This window comes from Hoeflea sp. IMCC20628 (assembly GCF_001011155.1).
In the GTDB taxonomy this organism is placed as follows: Bacteria; Pseudomonadota; Alphaproteobacteria; order Rhizobiales; family Rhizobiaceae; genus Hoeflea.
In genome coordinates this window covers 4,517,526-4,532,544 of sequence record NZ_CP011479.1, presented here as the reverse complement: position 1 = coordinate 4,532,544, position 15,019 = coordinate 4,517,526, and the positions used below count along the sequence as shown (strand labels likewise).

The window sequence follows — 15,019 nt, the reverse complement described above, 5'->3', positions numbered from 1 at the left end:
GACGACCCTGTTCAGAAATTGAAATGCGCTGTCACCGGCACGTGGTCCGACGGCCGCTCCCAGCCCCGGGCTTCGCGCAACACGTCAACGCGCGACAGCAATGGCAACAGGTCGGCTGACGACCAGACATGGTCGAGACGACGTCCGCGATCGGCGGCCTCCCAGTCCTTGGCCCTGTAGCTCCACCAGGTGAAAATCTTCTCTTCCGGCGGAATGTGGGCGCGAATCAGGTCAACCCAGGCGCCATCCTGCTGCATGGATGTCAGGTTCTCGGTCTCGATCGGGGTGTGGCTGACCACTTTCAACAATTGCTTGTGCGACCAGACATCGGTTTCCAGCGGTGCAATATTGAGATCACCGACCAGTATCGAGGACACACCATCAGCCTGTTCGGCATCTGCATTCAGACAGCGCATTTCCTCGATGAAATCGAGTTTGTGGGCGAATTTCGGGTTGATCTCGCGATCAGGCTCATCGCCACCTGCCGGCACATAGAAATTGTGAATCCGGATTCGCCTTGAGCCGGGTGCTGCCACAATGGCCGAAATGTTGCGGGTGTGATCAATGTCGCAATAGGTTTGCCGGCGATCATCCGACAACGGCAGCCGCGAGACGATGGCAACCCCGTGATAGCCCTTCTGGCCATGGATGGCGATGTGCTCATAGCCGGCCTTGCGAAAGGCTGCGCTCGGGAACGCATCATTGGGACACTTGGTTTCCTGCAGGCACAGAACGTCCGGGCTGGCGCTTTCGAGAAATTGCAGAACCTGCGGAAGCCGCAGCCGGACAGAGTTGATATTCCAGGTCGTAACGGAAAACGCCAAATCGAAATCGCCTTTGTGGATGGATGCTTGCCTTTGTTTGGCCGATAAGCCGAAGCAGGGCAACCCGATCCTGCCGGTTCAGAGCATTTCGGCGTTCATCCACAAATTATAGCAGGCATCAACCCGGTTCAGCCGCCGCCGCGCTGGGTCTTGTGGACTTCCTCGTAAGGCACCTTGAAGACATTCTTGGCGAATTTGACCCCGGTCCGGACATTGAAAATCATCACCGAGGTGTCTTTGCCCTGAGCATCGCGAATGGTCCACTGCCTCAGTTCAAACGTCTTCGGATCAAACATCATGCTGATGGTCGAATCGCCAAAGATCGATTTGTTGCCAAGAATGATCGTGGTCAGATCAGGATCTTCGGTCACCGACTGCACGGTATCGGCCGAAAGGTCGATCCGTTCCGACAGAAGCAGCTTCAGTGGCGTCTTGTCGAGAGGATAGAGATCCCAGGTCCGGAGCTTGCGATTGCCGATCACCACGGCCTTGCCGTCGGCAATCACCCGGATCGCGGAAGGAGCCTCATAGTTGAAACGCAATTTGCCGGGACGATCGATGAAGAACTTGCCGCCGGTCTGTTCGCCATTGGGTCCGAACTGAATGAACTCGCCGGTCATGGTTTTGACCGAGGAAAAATGATCGGCCAGTTTCTGCGCCGCGTCAGATGCGCGCGCACTGCCGGGGAAAGACAGAAGTCCGGTGGCCGCCGCCATCAGCGACAGTCCCAGACCTAACCCTGCGCCCATAAGCGCCCGTCGCGCCGGATCGTGCCGTTCTGTCTTGGTGGAAGTGGTCAATTTCGACATTTCTGTCTCCGTTTCGTTTCAACCGTCATGTCGCGCAAGAGTACGGCGCCAGTGTGACGCGCCTAGAGCGGATCTATATCGTCTTCGGTAGGAACAAGGATTTCACGTTTTCCGGCATGATTGGCGGCACTGATGACGCCTTCATTTTCCATGCGTTCGATCAGGGATGCAGCACGGTTGTAACCGATACCGAGCCGGCGCTGGATATAGGAGGTGGACGCCTTGCCGTCGCGCAGCACAATCGCCACCGCCTGATCATAGGGGTCTTCCGAATCAGCCAGATTGGAAGTTCCGGCCGGCCCCCCGCCGCCGCCGCCGTCACTCTCGTCATCATCCTCGGTGATCGAATCAAGATATTCCGGCACGCCCTGGGTCTTGAGGAAGGAAACGACGTCCTCGACTTCCTTGTCCGAGACAAATGGGCCGTGAACGCGCTGGATGCGGCCGCCACCAGCCATATAGAGCATGTCGCCCATGCCCAGCAGCTGTTCGCCGCCCTGCTCGCCCAGAATGGTGCGCGAATCGATCTTCGAGGTCACCTGGAAGGAAATACGGGTCGGGAAGTTGGCCTTGATCGTGCCGGTGATGACATCGACCGAAGGCCGCTGGGTCGCCATGATGACGTGGATACCGGCAGCACGCGCCATCTGCGCCAGCCGCTGCACCGCGCCTTCGATGTCCTTGCCGGCCACCATCATCAGATCGGCCATCTCGTCGATCAGCACGACGATATAGGGCAGCGGCGTCAGATCGAATTCCTCGGTCTCGTAAACCGCCTCGCCGGTGTTGCGGTCAAAACCGGTCTGCACCGTGCGGGTGATCGGTTCGCCCGAGGCCTTTGCCTGCTCGACCCGCGAGTTGAATCCGTCGATATTGCGCACGCCGATTTTCGACATGTTCTTGTAGCGCTGCTCCATCTCGCGGACGGTCCATTTGAGCGCCACAACAGCTTTCTTCGGGTCTGTCACCACCGGGGTGAGCAAATGCGGAATGCCGTCATAGACCGAAAGCTCGAGCATCTTCGGATCGATCATGATCAGCCGGCACTTTGACGGGTCCATCCTGTAAAGGATCGACAGGATCATCGTGTTGATGGCCACCGACTTGCCCGAGCCAGTGGTACCGGCAACCAGCACATGCGGCATCTTGGCAAGATCCACGATCACCGGTTCGCCGCCGATGGTCTTGCCGAGCGCCAGTCCGAGCTTTGCCTTGGAAGTTTCAAAATCCCGGCTGGCAATCAACTCACGCAAATAGACGGTTTCGCGCTTCTGGTTCGGCAATTCGATGCCGATGGCGTTGCGGCCCGGAACAACGGCGACACGCGCCGCGATGGCGCTCATCGAGCGCGCTATGTCATCGGCAAGGCCGATCACGCGCGAGGATTTGATGCCCGGTGCGGGTTCAAGTTCATACAATGTCACCACAGGACCGGGACGGACATGAATGATCTCGCCCTTGACGCCGAAATCTTCCAGCACGCCTTCCAGCATGCGGGCATTCTGTTCAAGCTCCTGCGGCGACAGCGAGCTATCCTTGACCACATGCGGCGGTTCATTCAACAGGTGCACCGATGGCAGCTGGAAGCCATGGTCCTTGAGCATCGAGCCTTGCGCATCACGCTGCACCCGGGCTCCGGGCTTGGGCCGCTCGGCCGGCGCGGAAATCCGCGGTGAAGCCACAGCCGGTCGCGCTGGCGGTGAAGGTCGCTCCGGGGCGTCCTGCTGGCGCCAATCGGCAGCCGGATCCTCATCTTCATCATCGAGGTCGTCCGAAAGCACGCCTTCAGGCAACCCGTCATCATCAATATCAAATGGCGGCGCATCATCGACCGGCATGGACCGCCTCTGGGAAGCCTCGCCAAAGCCGGGTTCGACCCGTTCCGATCCAGTTGGCGGCAGATCCCCGTAGGGAGCGCCAGCGGACCGTTCGTAATCATTGTTAAGATCCAGCGGACCATCGGGCAGTGCACGCAGCTTGCGCAATGTGACCAGATTGATCAAGCGCTTCATGCGGCCACGCAATGTGTACCAGCCATGGACGATGGCGCCGAGTGCCAGCGAACCACTCGACACATCGTCTTCATCCTCGTCCTCGACAGTCTTTGCGTCATGCACGTCATCATTGGCAGGGCGGCCGATGAGACCTGCGCCGTAGACGAGCAGCCAGCCAGCCGGCGGTGCCAGCAGTAGGCCCAGAATGACGGCGACAATTCCGGAGGGGAAGCCGCCGGTGAACAGCGACGGGATCTTGAGCGCCATGTCGCCAAGCACGCCGCCGAGTCCGTTGGGCAACGGCCAGCTCTGCGAACTTGGCATCAGACCGAACAGGGCGGCAGTCAGCCATGCGCCGCCAAACCAGGCGGCACCTCTCCGCGAAATCCGGTCGACGGGACGGTTGCGCACCAGACCGAGCGCCCAGAAAAGAAAAGGCAGCAGGCCGATAATGCCGGCCAGCCCGAAAAACTGCATGACCAGATCAGAAAACGCCGCACCGGCAAACCCGAGGGCATTGTGAGGCACAGCGCCATTGGCGTTGGAAAAGCTCGGATCGGCGACGTTCCATGTAGCAAGCGCGGCGATGGCAACCGCCAGACCGGCGAACATCACCACTCCGGCAACAAATCTGATCTGCCGTCGCAGCAAATCGCCGAGCATGGAACTGCGTGATGATGCGCCTGATGAAAGAGTGGAAGAGCCTGACTGCATGGTTCAACGTGTCCGAATCGGGTTTTGGGCCCTTGGTGACCCCATCTCGGGCAAACCTAACCGGTGCCGGGTTAATACGGCATTAACCATGGAGTGTTTGGACGCCTCCAAACGCAAAGCGCGGCCCGAAATCTGCGGGCCGCGCCTTTTTTCGAGTTCTGGCAGCTGATTTAGCCGTGGTAAGCGGCTTCCCCATGCGAGGCCAGGTCGAGACCCTGGCGTTCGTCTTCAACGCTGACACGAAGGCCAAGCGTCATGTCGACGATCTTGTAGAGAATGAATGAGGCAATGCCACACCACACGATGGTGATGCCGACTGCCGAGGCCTGGATCATGAACTGCGATCCGACCGCATAGTCTTCGCCACCGGCGCCGCCAAGGCCCGGCATATTGACAACAGCCGTTCCAAGCGCACCGACAATGCCGCCAATGCCGTGGATGCCGAACACATCGGCCGTGTCGTCATAGCCGAACTTGTTCTTCACCACGGCAACGAAGTAGTAGCAGACCGCCGATGCGACCGCGCCCAGCGCGATGGCGCCAACCGGGCCTGAGAAGCCCGCAGCAGGTGTGACAGCGACAAGACCGGCAATCATGCCCGAGACCGCGCCGAGCAGCGATGCCTTGCCGCGATGCAGGGTTTCGATCACCGTCCAGGCCAGGATTGCGCCTGCGGTTGCGGTAAAGGTGTTGATCATCGCCAGAGCCGCGCCGCCATTGGCTTCGAGATTGGAGCCGGCGTTGAAACCGAACCAGCCAAACCACAACAGCGCTGCACCGACCATTGTCAGCGTCATCGAATGCGGTGCCATCATGTCACGTCCGAACCCGGTCCGCTTGCCAACCATGATTGCGCCAACCAGACCGGCAATGCCGGCATTGATATGCACAACGGTTCCACCGGCGAAATCAAGCGCGCCCATTTTGAACAACAACCCGTTGGCGTCCCACACCATGTGAGCAATCGGGAAGTAGACGAAGGTGACCCAGAGCGCCACGAACAACATGACCGCCGAAAACCGGATGCGCTCGGCAAAAGCGCCGACAATCAGGGCCGGAGTAATGCAGGCGAAAGTCATCTGGAAGGCAATGAAGATGTATTCCGGAATATTGACGCCTTCAGAGAAGGTGGCCGCTTCGCTGGCTGGCGTAACACCGGCCAGGAACATCTTGGCTGTGCCGCCCCAGTAGGCGCTTTCCGAACCGCCAAAGGCGAAGGAATAGCCGTAGAGAACCCAGATCACCATCACCATCGCGGTGATCAGTGTGCATTGGATCAACACCGACAGCATGTTCTTGGTACGGACCAGACCGCCATAAAACAGCGCCAGGCCGGGCAGGATCATCAGCAGCACCAGGATGGTCGAGACCAGCATGAACGTGGTGTCGCCCTTGTCCATTGTGCTTGTGGCAACTTCTGTTGCTTCCTGCGCGACCGCGGGAACGGCGAAGGCGGCCAGTGCGCCCGCTGCCATCAGACCCAGCCGGAGCGGGGAGGTATGTGACATCTGAAGTGTCATGAGTGTGTCTCCTGTTGCCTTACAACGCGTCGGCGTCGGTTTCGCCGGTGCGAATGCGCATGGCCTGGTCAATCGAGTAAACAAAGATCTTGCCGTCGCCGATCTGGCCGGTCTTGGCCGACGTCGCGATCGCTTCGACCGTCTTGTCGACCGCATCCGAGGCGACCCCGATCTCGATCTTCAATTTTGGTAAGAAACTCACGGCGTATTCGGTACCGCGATAGATTTCCGTATGTCCCTTCTGCCTGCCGTAGCCTTTGACTTCGCTGACGGTCAGCCCCTGAATGCCTATAGCCGTGAGTGCTTCGCGCACCTCGTCCAGCTTGAACGGCTTGATGATGGCCATCACAATTTTCATCTGGTTTCCCATCCTTTTTGTCCGCGGTCATGCCGCCTGTACCAACCGGCAATCCGACATGCCGGACCACCCACCTGACAATCCTCTATCAAAAGCCGTGCCAGTTCGGTCTTGCCGCACAAATTCAGCCAAAACAGCGGGCAGCAAGCCCGCATCAGAAGCAAAGTGGCGGTATTTTGTGCAGTTTCACCGCAGCAACTGGCGTCTTTTTGATCACTGCTGATTTTCACGCCAATGGCAGTCCGCGTTCAGAAGCGCGGCTCGCACAAGAAAAAGGGGCCCGGAAAACCGGGCCCCAAGGCAAGGATGGATATCCATCCCGACGGGATTTTTACAAGGCACTTAAGCCTTGGTGAATTCCGGATAGGCTTCGACACCGACTTCCGCCATGTCCATACCCATCATTTCCTGTTCTTCCGTGGCACGGATGCCGATGGTCGACTTGAGGATGAACCAGACCACGCCCGACAGCACGAATGTGAAGGCGCCGATCGAAACAATACCCAGGATCTGCGTCCCGTAGGACATGTCAGGGTTGGAGAACGGCACGATCAGCGTGCCCCAGATACCGGCCAGAAGGTGAACCGGAATGGCACCAACCACATCGTCGATCTTGAACTTGTCGAGCATTGGCACGGCAAACACCACGATCACACCGCCGATGGCGCCAATGACGATCGCCGTCAGTGGCGAAGGCATCAGCGGTTCAGCAGTGATCGAGACCAGGCCGGCCAGTGCGCCGTTGAGCGCCATGGTAACGTCGACCTTCTTGTACATGATCTGGGTGAGGATCATCGCCGCAACCACGCCGCCGCAGGCTGCGAGATTGGTGTTGGCAAAGATCCGGCTGATGTCGGATGCATCGCCATTCGAACCCAGCGCCAACTGCGAAGCGCCGTTGAAGCCAAACCAGCCGAGCCACAGGATGAAGGTACCGAGCGTCGCCAGAGCCATCGATGAACCAGGCATCGCGTTGACCTTGCCGTCCGCACCATATTTGCCCCGACGTGCACCGAGGATGATGGCGCCTGCGAGAGCTGCCCAGCCACCGACCGAGTGAACCAGCGTCGAACCGGCGAAGTCGGAGAAGCCTGCTTCACTGAGCCAGCCTGCGCCCCACTGCCAGGAACCGGTGATCGGATAGAGCACACCGGTCAGGATCGCAGTGAAAATCAGGAAAGGCCAAAGCTTGATGCGTTCGGCCAGTGTGCCCGAAACGATCGACGCTGTTGTGGCGCAGAACACCATCTGGAAGAACCAGTCCGAGGCAACGGAATAGTCGCCCTCGTTGGCGGCGCCGGCATCAGGCCAGCTGTAAGGCATTGGCGTGCCGAAAAAGCCGCCATTGACGTTGGTGTACATCAGTGAATAGCCGATGACCCAGAACATCAGGCCCGCAATCGAGTAGAGCGCAATGTTCTTGAGGCACTGCATCGAGACGTTCTTGGAGCGAACCAGGCCGGCTTCGAGCATGGCAAAGCCTGCCGCCATCCACATGACGAGGAAGCCGCCAATGAGGAACAGCAGCGTGTTGAAGATGAACGCCGTTTCCGCGGCGGTTGCGAATTCGGGTGCTGCTGCAGCGGCTTCTGTTGCTTCCTGGGCGAAGGCCGGAACGGCGAAAGCCGCCAGTGCGCCCGCTGCCATCAGACCCAGCCGAAGCGGGGATTTATGTGACATCTGAAGTGTCATGAGTGTGTCTCCTGTTGCCTTACAACGCGTCGGCGTCGGTTTCGCCGGTGCGAATGCGCATGGCCTGGTCAATCGAGTAAACAAAGATCTTGCCGTCGCCGATCTGGCCGGTCTTGGCCGACGTCGCGATCGCTTCGACCGTCTTGTCGACCGCATCCGAGGCGACCCCGATCTCGATCTTCAATTTTGGTAAGAAACTCACGGCGTATTCGGTGCCGCGATAGATTTCCGTATGCCCCTTCTGCCTGCCGTAGCCTTTGACTTCGCTGACGGTCAGCCCCTGAATGCCGATAGCCGTGAGTGCTTCGCGCACCTCGTCCAGCTTGAACGGCTTGATGATGGCCATCACAATTTTCATCTGGTTTCCCATCCTTTTTGTCCGCGGTCATGCCGCCCCTAATGACTGGCGCCCCGACACGTGTCGGACGCCTGCCTGAACAAAACGAATTCAAGAGTCGTGCCAGTTTGAAATAGATCGGCCAGGCCATTGATAAATTATGGGAAATTAGAACACAGGAATTCAGTCGTGCAGCATGCTGCAACGCAACAGTCTATTTATTAGGCAATTAATACAGTTCGCCTAAATATTAGGCTTTGGTTCGGCTCCGGATCAAACCTTCTTGCGCTACCGACGCAATCAGCTTTCCGTCACGCTGATAGAGGCTGCCACGCGTAAAGCCGCGCGCGCCATTGGAATTGGGTGAATCCATGCTGTAGAGCAGCCAGTCATCCAGCTTGCAGGGCCGGTGAAACCACATCGCGTGGTCAAGGCTGGCCACCTGAAGGCTGCGATCGAACACCGATTTGCCATGCGCGAACAGCGCCGTGTCGAGCAGCGTCATATCGGACAGATAGGCCAGGATCGCCGCCTGGATAATCCGGTCATCCGGCACCGGGCCGGTGGTGCGTATCCAGACCTTCTGCTCGGCCTCGAGCTTGCGGTCGGAGATATAATGCTCCAGCGACAGGGGCCGCACTTCAATCGGACGGTCCCGTTCCCAGTAGTTGCGAATATGGTCCGGCGCCCCGGTCAGAAATGCTTCCCGCATTTCTTCCTTGCCCGGCAAGTCCTCCGGCGCCGTGACATCAGGCATTGGCGCCTGATGTTCAAGCCCATCCTCTTCCTTCTGGAACGATGCCGACAGCGAGAAAATGGCCTTGCCGTGCTGGATTGCCACCACCGAACGGGTCGCAAAACTCAGGCCGTCGCGGATCCGGTCAACTTCATAGATGATCGGCGCTTCGGGATCGCCGGGCCGCATGAAATAGCCATGCAGCGAATGCACCAGGCGGTCTGCCGCGACAGTGCGTTGCGCCGCGACCAGCGCCTGGCCGATCACCTGACCGCCAAATACGCGCTGCCAGCCGACCTGTGGGCTTGTTCCGCGGAACAAATCCTGTTCAAGCGGCTCGAGGTCGAGAATGGAAACAAGTTGTTCCATGGCGGTGGGAGCGGTACGCGACATTTTGGTTCTTTCGCGGAGGTGGGCTGGACGACGAACATGCGGTATACGGTGTCTGGACGCCGCTGCAAAGTCCGCGCTTCACCCTAATGCCTGAGCATTGCAGAATCGGCGCGATTGGAAGGATCGGGATCTTGACGACTGAGACTTTGGATATTTTGGTTTGCGGCGCCGGCTATGTCGGCATCTCGGCGGCCCTTGCGATAAAACTTGCGACGCCGTCACTCAACATCGCCGTCATCGACGCCGCACCCGCAGAGGTCTGGCGCAAGGATCAACGCGCTTCGGCGATTGCAGCCGGCGCCAAAAAGCTGCTGACAACGCTTGATGTCTGGTCATCGATCGAGCCCGAAGCCCAAGCCATCAACGAGATGGTCGTGACTGATTCGCGCACCTCCGATCCGGTCCGGCCGGTATTCCTGACCTTTGGCGGCGAAATTGAAGATGGCGAACCCTTCGCCCATATGGTGCCCAATGTCACCATGGTCGCAGCCCTGCGCGCCAAGGCCGCCGAAGCAGGCCTGCCGATTTACCAGTCTGCCGCCGCAACCGCGCTGACCTTTACCGATCAACTGGGCCGCGTTGAAACCGCCGGCGGGCGAGTGTTTGAAGCTAGGCTGGTGGTCGCCGCCGACGGCGTCAATTCGATGTTGCGCGACATGGCCGGCATCAAGGTGCAGCGCTGGGAATACGGCCAGTCCGGAATTGTCGCCACCGTCGCCCACGAGCGCCCGCACAATGGCCGCGCCGAAGAGCATTTCATGCCATCGGGCCCCTTCGCCATCCTGCCCTTGACGGGCAACCGCTCATCGCTGGTCTGGACCGAGCGGACGGGCGCGGCCAAAAGGCTTCTGGCAGAGGACGATTTCGTCTTTGAAGCCGAGCTTGAGCGCCGTTTCGGGCATCATCTTGGCGCGCTTCGTGTCGAGGGAGGCCGCAAGGCATTTCCGCTCGGACTGACGCTGGCCCGGGAATTCGTCCGGCCCAGACTGGCGCTCGCCGGTGATGCCGCCCACGGCATCCACCCGGTGGCCGGCCAGGGGCTCAATCTGGGGTTCCGCGATGTCGCAGCGCTGGCCGAAACCATTGTCGACGCGCACCGGCTTGGTCTCGATATCGGCGCCATGACGGTTCTCGAGCGCTACCAGACTTGGCGCCGCTTTGACACGGTCAGAATGGGCCTGACCAGCGACATCCTGACCCGGATGTTTTCCAATGACATAACGCCTTTGCGGCTGATTCGGGATTTTGGTCTCGGTCTTGTTGACAGAATGCCGGCGATGAAGAGCTATTTCATCAAGCAGGCGGCAGGCATTCCCGACGCCTCCGGCCCGCGGCTGTTGCGCGGCGAGACAATCTGAAACCTGGAACGGTTCATGATCCGATTTGCAGGCTTCGCTCGGCCCGGCGCAAGCTTTCGGCCAGCACGGTCATGTCGTTGAAAGCATGCGCCAGCGCTATTCCGCCTTGCCACTCGATCACCACCGCGCGGGCCCGCGCCATGGCAATCGACGGCCGCGGACCGGTTTTCTGCAATTCGCGGGCAATGAAACTGACCAGCAACTCGAAACTCTGGCCGGCGCGAGCTGATGCTTCCGGCACGGTCCGTCGAAAGTCCCGCACCGCAGCACTGATTGGACAGCCATTATCGACCCGGCTGCGGTTGGACTGGCCCAAACGCCGCAGCAGGAACCGGATGCGCTCACGCGGGTCGGGAGACGCGGCCTCTGCCTCGGTGACCAATGATTGGGTCCCCTCGACAAACACATCGGCAACCGCCTGGGCCAGTTCTGCCTTGGTGCGGAAATAGTAAAACATGTTGCCCTGCGGCACATCCGCGCCACCGGCTATATCGGCTATGCTGGTTGCGGAAAATCCTCGCTCCCAGAACAACCGTGCAGCGGCCGCGACGATGGCTTCACGCCTTTGATCGCCCTTCTTGGACACGGGGCCTCACCTTTTTTGATCTGGCCATCACAGCCAGGGCCGTTCGGGTCTATCCATCTTCAGGCAGTTGCCGCGCTTCCGAGACCAGCATGATCGGAATGCCGTCACGCACCGGATAGGCGAGTTTGGCCCGCTTCGAAATCAGTTCTTCCGTGTCGGGGTCAAACGTCAACGACCCATAGGTCAGCGGGCACACCAGCAACTCGAGCATTTTGACATCAACGGAACCGGCTGAACGGGTGCTCTTGGCAATTTCATTATTGTTTTTCATGATCTGGGGAGACGCCTACTGCAGGACATGCCCATTCTCATCCGAATCGCGCGCCAAGGCAATCTCGGTGATGGCAATCAGGGTTTCAGCGCGTGTTTTCAGGTCATCGGCTTCCAGCAAGGCCTGTTTCTCTGCCGGCCCATAGGGCGACATCATCGACAGGGAATTGACCAGTGTTTCGGTACTCGCGCGTTCCACCGAACTCCAGTCGGCTTCCAGACTGTTGGCTTCGAGATAGGCCTTGAAGCTTTCAAGCAAGGCGCCTCGGTCTACCCCGGCACCGCTGTCGCCTGTGACAAGATCGCCCAGAAACGGTGAAATGCCACAAATCCGGTAAGGCTTGCGGCCCTTATCCATCTCTTCGATCACCCTGAACCGGCAGATCCCGCTCAGCGATATGACATATCTGCCGTCACCGGTTTCCGCAAAGGAGGTAATTCGCCCCAGACATCCGATACGGCACAGATCTTCCACTGGAGACTGGCCGGCAGCGCCTTCAGACAGCGCGGGCTGAATGACGCCAACCAACCGGTTTGAACTCAGCGCATCGTCAAACATGGCCAGATAGCGAGGTTCAAAAATATTAAGAGGCAGCTGCGCCCCCGGCAGGAGCAACGCGCCAGACAACGGGAATACCGGAATTTTCCCCGGTATGTCCGCCTCGCTCCGATAGGATTTGTTACCGACCTGCATGCTTGTACGCCCTGATGATTACTGTACTGCAAAATGTGGGGCGGAGCGGAGAATTCTCAAGTGGCCGGCTGTAAATCAAGCACTCAGGAAAACAGCAGCGACGACAATTTCCGTCGCGCTGACAAGGTCGCCGGATCCATCGGACCCCAGGCCTCGAAAAACTCCAGCAACGCCTTGCGCGCGCCTTCGTCTTCCCAGGCACGGTCCTTGCGCATGATGGTGAACAACTCGTCGGCAGCAGCTTCCCGCTCGCCGCGCGCATTGAGAATCTTGGCAAATTGCAGCCGCGCCGCATGATCGGCCGGATCGGCGGCAAGCCGGGCTTCAAGCTCGACGGGATCACCGAGACTGGCGACTTCCCGCGCCATTTCCAGCCGCTTGACGACGGAAGCAACTTCCAGATCCTTGCGGTCCTCTTCAGTGATCACCGAGAGCAATTGTTCCGCACGGTCAAGCTCGCCCGCAGCCAGCATGCAACCGGCCATTCCGGCGGCAGCACCGGCATGGCCCTGATCCATCTGCAAAATGGCGCCAAACCCTTGCGCAGCCTTCTCCACATCACCCGCGGCAAGCGCTTCGCGTGACTGGGTCAGCACCAGAGCAATCTGCTCTTCCGCCGACGTGTCGGCTGCAGGACCGGCGACTTTCTCGATGAAGTCGCGAATCTGGCTTTCTGGCAGGGCGCCCATGAAGCCGTCGACCGGCTTGCCACCGGCAAAGGCGACCACAGAGGGAATCGACTGGATGCCCATCTGTCCGGGAATGGCCGGGTGATCTTCAATGTTGAGCTTGACCAGCTTGACCCGGCCATTTGATTCGCGGACCACTTTTTCAATGATCGGCGTCAGTGTCTTGCACGGCTCGCACCAGGGTGCCCAGAAATCCACCAGGATCGTCACCGCCTGAGAAGCCTTGATCACATCCTCGGCAAAGCCCGCCGTGGTGGTGTCCGAAATCAGCTCGCCTTGACCCGCGCCTGCACCGGCAGCGGGTTTGGGCTTGTCGCCGAAAGTCACCGTACCGCTCATCTGGCCGCCTTGAGACGGGGCGTAGGGATTGTCAAAGTCGCTCATGGGTCTGATTCCGTAACTGCTAAAAAGATGTCTGTGTTTAACGTCGTGTTTTAGGTCGAGACTTTCAAGATCAGCGGTTCATGACCGGTATGGCTCAAGAACCGCTTCAGATCTTCGCGTCCGATGGATGTGGTTGCATCATTGCGCAATGGATGGGCGTTCACAACGTCGTAATCCAGCAGCGGTGCGTCAATGACGATTGTCACCTCGTGCTGCGGGTCGTTGATCGCGCAGAATATCGTCACCGATCCCGGCGCCACCCCGAGCTTTTCCATCAGCGCCTCGGGTTTTCCAAACGAAACCCGGCCGCTGGCGCCGATCAGCGTATGAATCGATTTGAGATTGACCTCGGCATTTTCCTCGAGCGTGACAAGAAAATAGGCACCCTTCTTGTCCTTGAGAAAAAGGTTCTTGGTGTGCCCCCCAGGGATCTCATCCCGCAAACCCATTGATTCGGCGACGGTGAACACCGGCGCATGCTCGATTGTCGAATGGGAGATTCCCAGTGCATCAAGGCAGTCAAACAGCTCTTCGCGGGTTTTGGGCATGGAGGCGATCTTTTTCTTAAACAGGAAACTTGATGGCAAAAGCGGCATAAAATCGTACCGTTCCAGCCGGTTTGACGTCCTTGATAGGCAACCCGGCCGGTCTGTGCAATGCCGTCAATTCCAAACCGGACCACATCGACTTTGGCAATTGAACCCGGCTGACATCGCCTGCCGCCGGACCCGGCTGGCAATTCGATGCAGGTGACCTGAAATTCCCTGTTGCAATTGAAAGCAGGTTGCGCCATATAGCGCCGGTCCGGGCCTATTGGGAACGGATCGCAGACCCACCCACCCACGGGTCTGATGATGAGCGGGCGTAGCTCAGGGGTAGAGCACAACCTTGCCAAGGTTGGGGTCGGGCGTTCGAATCGCCTCGCCCGCTCCAGTTTCTCGACACTCTACAAGTTATGAAACTGGTTTTTTTGACGGCCAGTGCGAGAGCACCGTGGCTGTTTTGGTTTGCTTCAGGCGAGCCACACGCACCCCACGTGACAACTCAACCCGTCAGGACGATTTGATCCCGGTCAACGCGCTCGGCAAGAAACTTGCCGACACTCGCCATGAACCAGCACCGGAACAACCAACCATGCTCTCGGAACTCATCATCGGCACCTTGACCATTCTGGCCTCCACGGCGGTGATGATTGCCTTTGTTTTGTTGACCATCCGGCTCGTGCGCAGGGCGGAAGCCAACTATTCCGACCACCGTCCCGGCATCTTGCAGTTTTTCATACTGCTCTCCAGCGCCGTTGTGATGATACTGCTCGCCAACACCGTCTGCGTCTGGATGTGGGCCTTGCTGTTTCACTATCTCGAGGTTTTCCCGTCGCTCGAGGAAGCCGTCTATTTCTCCATGGTCTCATTCAGCACCGTCGGCTATGGCGACGTCGTGGTGGAGCACGGCTGGCGCATTCTTTCGGGTTTTGTCGCCGTCAACGGGCTTTTGGCCTTTGGCGTGTTCACCGCGGTACTCATCGAGATCATCCGCGGCCTCTCGGATCGCTACATTCCGCGCCGTTGACGCGTTCCCCAAATTCTAACCCTCGAAAGCGCGGGCAAACTGCCTTATATGACCAGTCGTGACCTTGCCGGGTCATCACAGGCAAAAGGATA

15 protein-coding genes and 1 tRNA gene are annotated in these 15,019 nt (G+C 59.0%); 3 read left to right on the top strand and 13 right to left on the bottom strand.

Features of this window, described 5'->3' with window-relative positions; translation table 11 throughout:
• Positions 1–11: 11 nt before the first annotated feature.
• The 8 genes from IMCC20628_RS21170 to tesB all read right to left on the bottom strand — a co-directional run bounded on the left by IMCC20628_RS21170 (position 12) and on the right by tesB (position 9,377).
• Positions 12–824, bottom strand: a complete 813-nt coding sequence (locus IMCC20628_RS21170) for an exodeoxyribonuclease III (protein ID WP_047032849.1) — start codon at positions 822–824, stop codon at positions 12–14.
• 128 nt (positions 825–952) lie between these two features.
• Positions 953–1,573 carry an outer membrane lipoprotein carrier protein LolA gene (locus IMCC20628_RS21165; RefSeq protein ID WP_156174702.1) on the bottom strand — a complete coding sequence of 207 codons (621 nt, stop codon included), beginning with the start codon at positions 1,571–1,573 and terminating at the stop codon, positions 953–955.
• 122 nt (positions 1,574–1,695) lie between these two features.
• Complete coding sequence (locus IMCC20628_RS21160) at positions 1,696–4,290, bottom strand: DNA translocase FtsK (protein WP_047031847.1); 2,595 nt, start codon at positions 4,288–4,290, stop codon at positions 1,696–1,698.
• A gap of 221 nt (positions 4,291–4,511) precedes the next feature.
• Positions 4,512–5,861 (bottom strand): ammonium transporter, encoded by a 1,350-nt coding sequence (locus IMCC20628_RS21155; RefSeq protein WP_047031846.1) that lies wholly within the window; start codon positions 5,859–5,861, stop codon positions 4,512–4,514.
• A gap of 19 nt (positions 5,862–5,880) precedes the next feature.
• Positions 5,881–6,231, bottom strand: coding sequence for a P-II family nitrogen regulator (locus IMCC20628_RS21150; RefSeq protein WP_047031844.1), 351 nt, complete (start codon positions 6,229–6,231; stop codon positions 5,881–5,883).
• Positions 6,232–6,561: 330 nt separating this feature from the next.
• The gene (locus IMCC20628_RS21145) at positions 6,562–7,911 is read right to left on the bottom strand and encodes an ammonium transporter (RefSeq protein ID WP_047031845.1); all 1,350 of its coding nucleotides are present in this window, start codon (positions 7,909–7,911) and stop codon (positions 6,562–6,564) included.
• A 19-nt stretch (positions 7,912–7,930) separates the two neighbouring features.
• Positions 7,931–8,281 (bottom strand): P-II family nitrogen regulator, encoded by a 351-nt coding sequence (locus IMCC20628_RS21140; RefSeq protein WP_047031844.1) that lies wholly within the window; start codon positions 8,279–8,281, stop codon positions 7,931–7,933.
• Positions 8,282–8,498: 217 nt separating this feature from the next.
• Complete coding sequence (gene tesB / locus IMCC20628_RS21135; RefSeq protein WP_047031843.1) at positions 8,499–9,377, bottom strand: acyl-CoA thioesterase II; 879 nt, start codon at positions 9,375–9,377, stop codon at positions 8,499–8,501.
• Between the two features lie 131 nt (positions 9,378–9,508).
• Between tesB and IMCC20628_RS21130 the strand changes: the two genes are divergently transcribed.
• Entirely contained in the window at positions 9,509–10,735 is a 1,227-nt protein-coding gene (locus tag IMCC20628_RS21130) for a ubiquinone biosynthesis hydroxylase (protein ID WP_245307832.1), read from the top strand.
• A 13-nt stretch (positions 10,736–10,748) separates the two neighbouring features.
• On the opposite strand, the gene IMCC20628_RS21125 is transcribed toward IMCC20628_RS21130, so the two are convergent.
• From IMCC20628_RS21125 to IMCC20628_RS21105, 5 genes are all read right to left on the bottom strand, one after another.
• Positions 10,749–11,321, bottom strand: a complete 573-nt coding sequence (locus tag IMCC20628_RS21125) for a TetR/AcrR family transcriptional regulator (RefSeq protein WP_047031841.1) — start codon at positions 11,319–11,321, stop codon at positions 10,749–10,751.
• 49 nt (positions 11,322–11,370) lie between these two features.
• Positions 11,371–11,592, bottom strand: a complete 222-nt coding sequence (locus IMCC20628_RS21120; protein WP_047031840.1) for a Trm112 family protein — start codon at positions 11,590–11,592, stop codon at positions 11,371–11,373.
• Between the two features lie 15 nt (positions 11,593–11,607).
• Entirely contained in the window at positions 11,608–12,285 is a 678-nt protein-coding gene (locus IMCC20628_RS21115) for an LON peptidase substrate-binding domain-containing protein (RefSeq protein WP_047031839.1), read from the bottom strand.
• Between the two features lie 83 nt (positions 12,286–12,368).
• Positions 12,369–13,358, bottom strand: coding sequence for a co-chaperone YbbN (locus tag IMCC20628_RS21110; protein ID WP_047031838.1), 990 nt, complete (start codon positions 13,356–13,358; stop codon positions 12,369–12,371).
• A 50-nt stretch (positions 13,359–13,408) separates the two neighbouring features.
• Positions 13,409–13,906 (bottom strand): prolyl-tRNA synthetase associated domain-containing protein, encoded by a 498-nt coding sequence (locus tag IMCC20628_RS21105; RefSeq protein ID WP_047032848.1) that lies wholly within the window; start codon positions 13,904–13,906, stop codon positions 13,409–13,411.
• Between the two features lie 310 nt (positions 13,907–14,216).
• Between IMCC20628_RS21105 and IMCC20628_RS21100 the strand changes: the two genes are divergently transcribed.
• Together IMCC20628_RS21100 and IMCC20628_RS21095 are read left to right on the top strand one after the other, a co-directional pair.
• A tRNA-Gly gene (locus IMCC20628_RS21100) sits at positions 14,217–14,291 on the top strand.
• A 60-nt stretch (positions 14,292–14,351) separates the two neighbouring features.
• Complete coding sequence (locus IMCC20628_RS21095; protein ID WP_156174604.1) at positions 14,352–14,927, top strand: potassium channel family protein; 576 nt, start codon at positions 14,352–14,354, stop codon at positions 14,925–14,927.
• Positions 14,928–15,019: the final 92 nt, after the last annotated feature.

Bases quoted from the DNA above. Each gene is read 5' to 3' on its own strand.
- IMCC20628_RS21115 (WP_047031839.1), bottom strand. From the start codon at position 12,285: ATGCAGGTCGGTAACAAATCCTATCGGAGCGAGGCGGACATACCGGGG.
- IMCC20628_RS21110 (WP_047031838.1), bottom strand. From the start codon at position 13,358: ATGAGCGACTTTGACAATCCCTACGCCCCGTCTCAAGGCGGCCAGATG.
- IMCC20628_RS21140 (WP_047031844.1), bottom strand. From the start codon at position 8,281: ATGGGAAACCAGATGAAAATTGTGATGGCCATCATCAAGCCGTTCAAG.
- IMCC20628_RS21150 (WP_047031844.1), bottom strand. From the start codon at position 6,231: ATGGGAAACCAGATGAAAATTGTGATGGCCATCATCAAGCCGTTCAAG.
- IMCC20628_RS21165 (WP_156174702.1), bottom strand. From the start codon at position 1,573: ATGGGCGCAGGGTTAGGTCTGGGACTGTCGCTGATGGCGGCGGCCACC.
- IMCC20628_RS21120 (WP_047031840.1), bottom strand. From the start codon at position 11,592: ATGAAAAACAATAATGAAATTGCCAAGAGCACCCGTTCAGCCGGTTCC.
- IMCC20628_RS21155 (WP_047031846.1), bottom strand. From the start codon at position 5,861: ATGACACTTCAGATGTCACATACCTCCCCGCTCCGGCTGGGTCTGATG.
- tesB (WP_047031843.1), bottom strand. From the start codon at position 9,377: ATGTCGCGTACCGCTCCCACCGCCATGGAACAACTTGTTTCCATTCTC.
- IMCC20628_RS21145 (WP_047031845.1), bottom strand. From the start codon at position 7,911: ATGACACTTCAGATGTCACATAAATCCCCGCTTCGGCTGGGTCTGATG.
- IMCC20628_RS21160 (WP_047031847.1), bottom strand. From the start codon at position 4,290: ATGCTCGGCGATTTGCTGCGACGGCAGATCAGATTTGTTGCCGGAGTG.
- IMCC20628_RS21105 (WP_047032848.1), bottom strand. From the start codon at position 13,906: ATGCCCAAAACCCGCGAAGAGCTGTTTGACTGCCTTGATGCACTGGGA.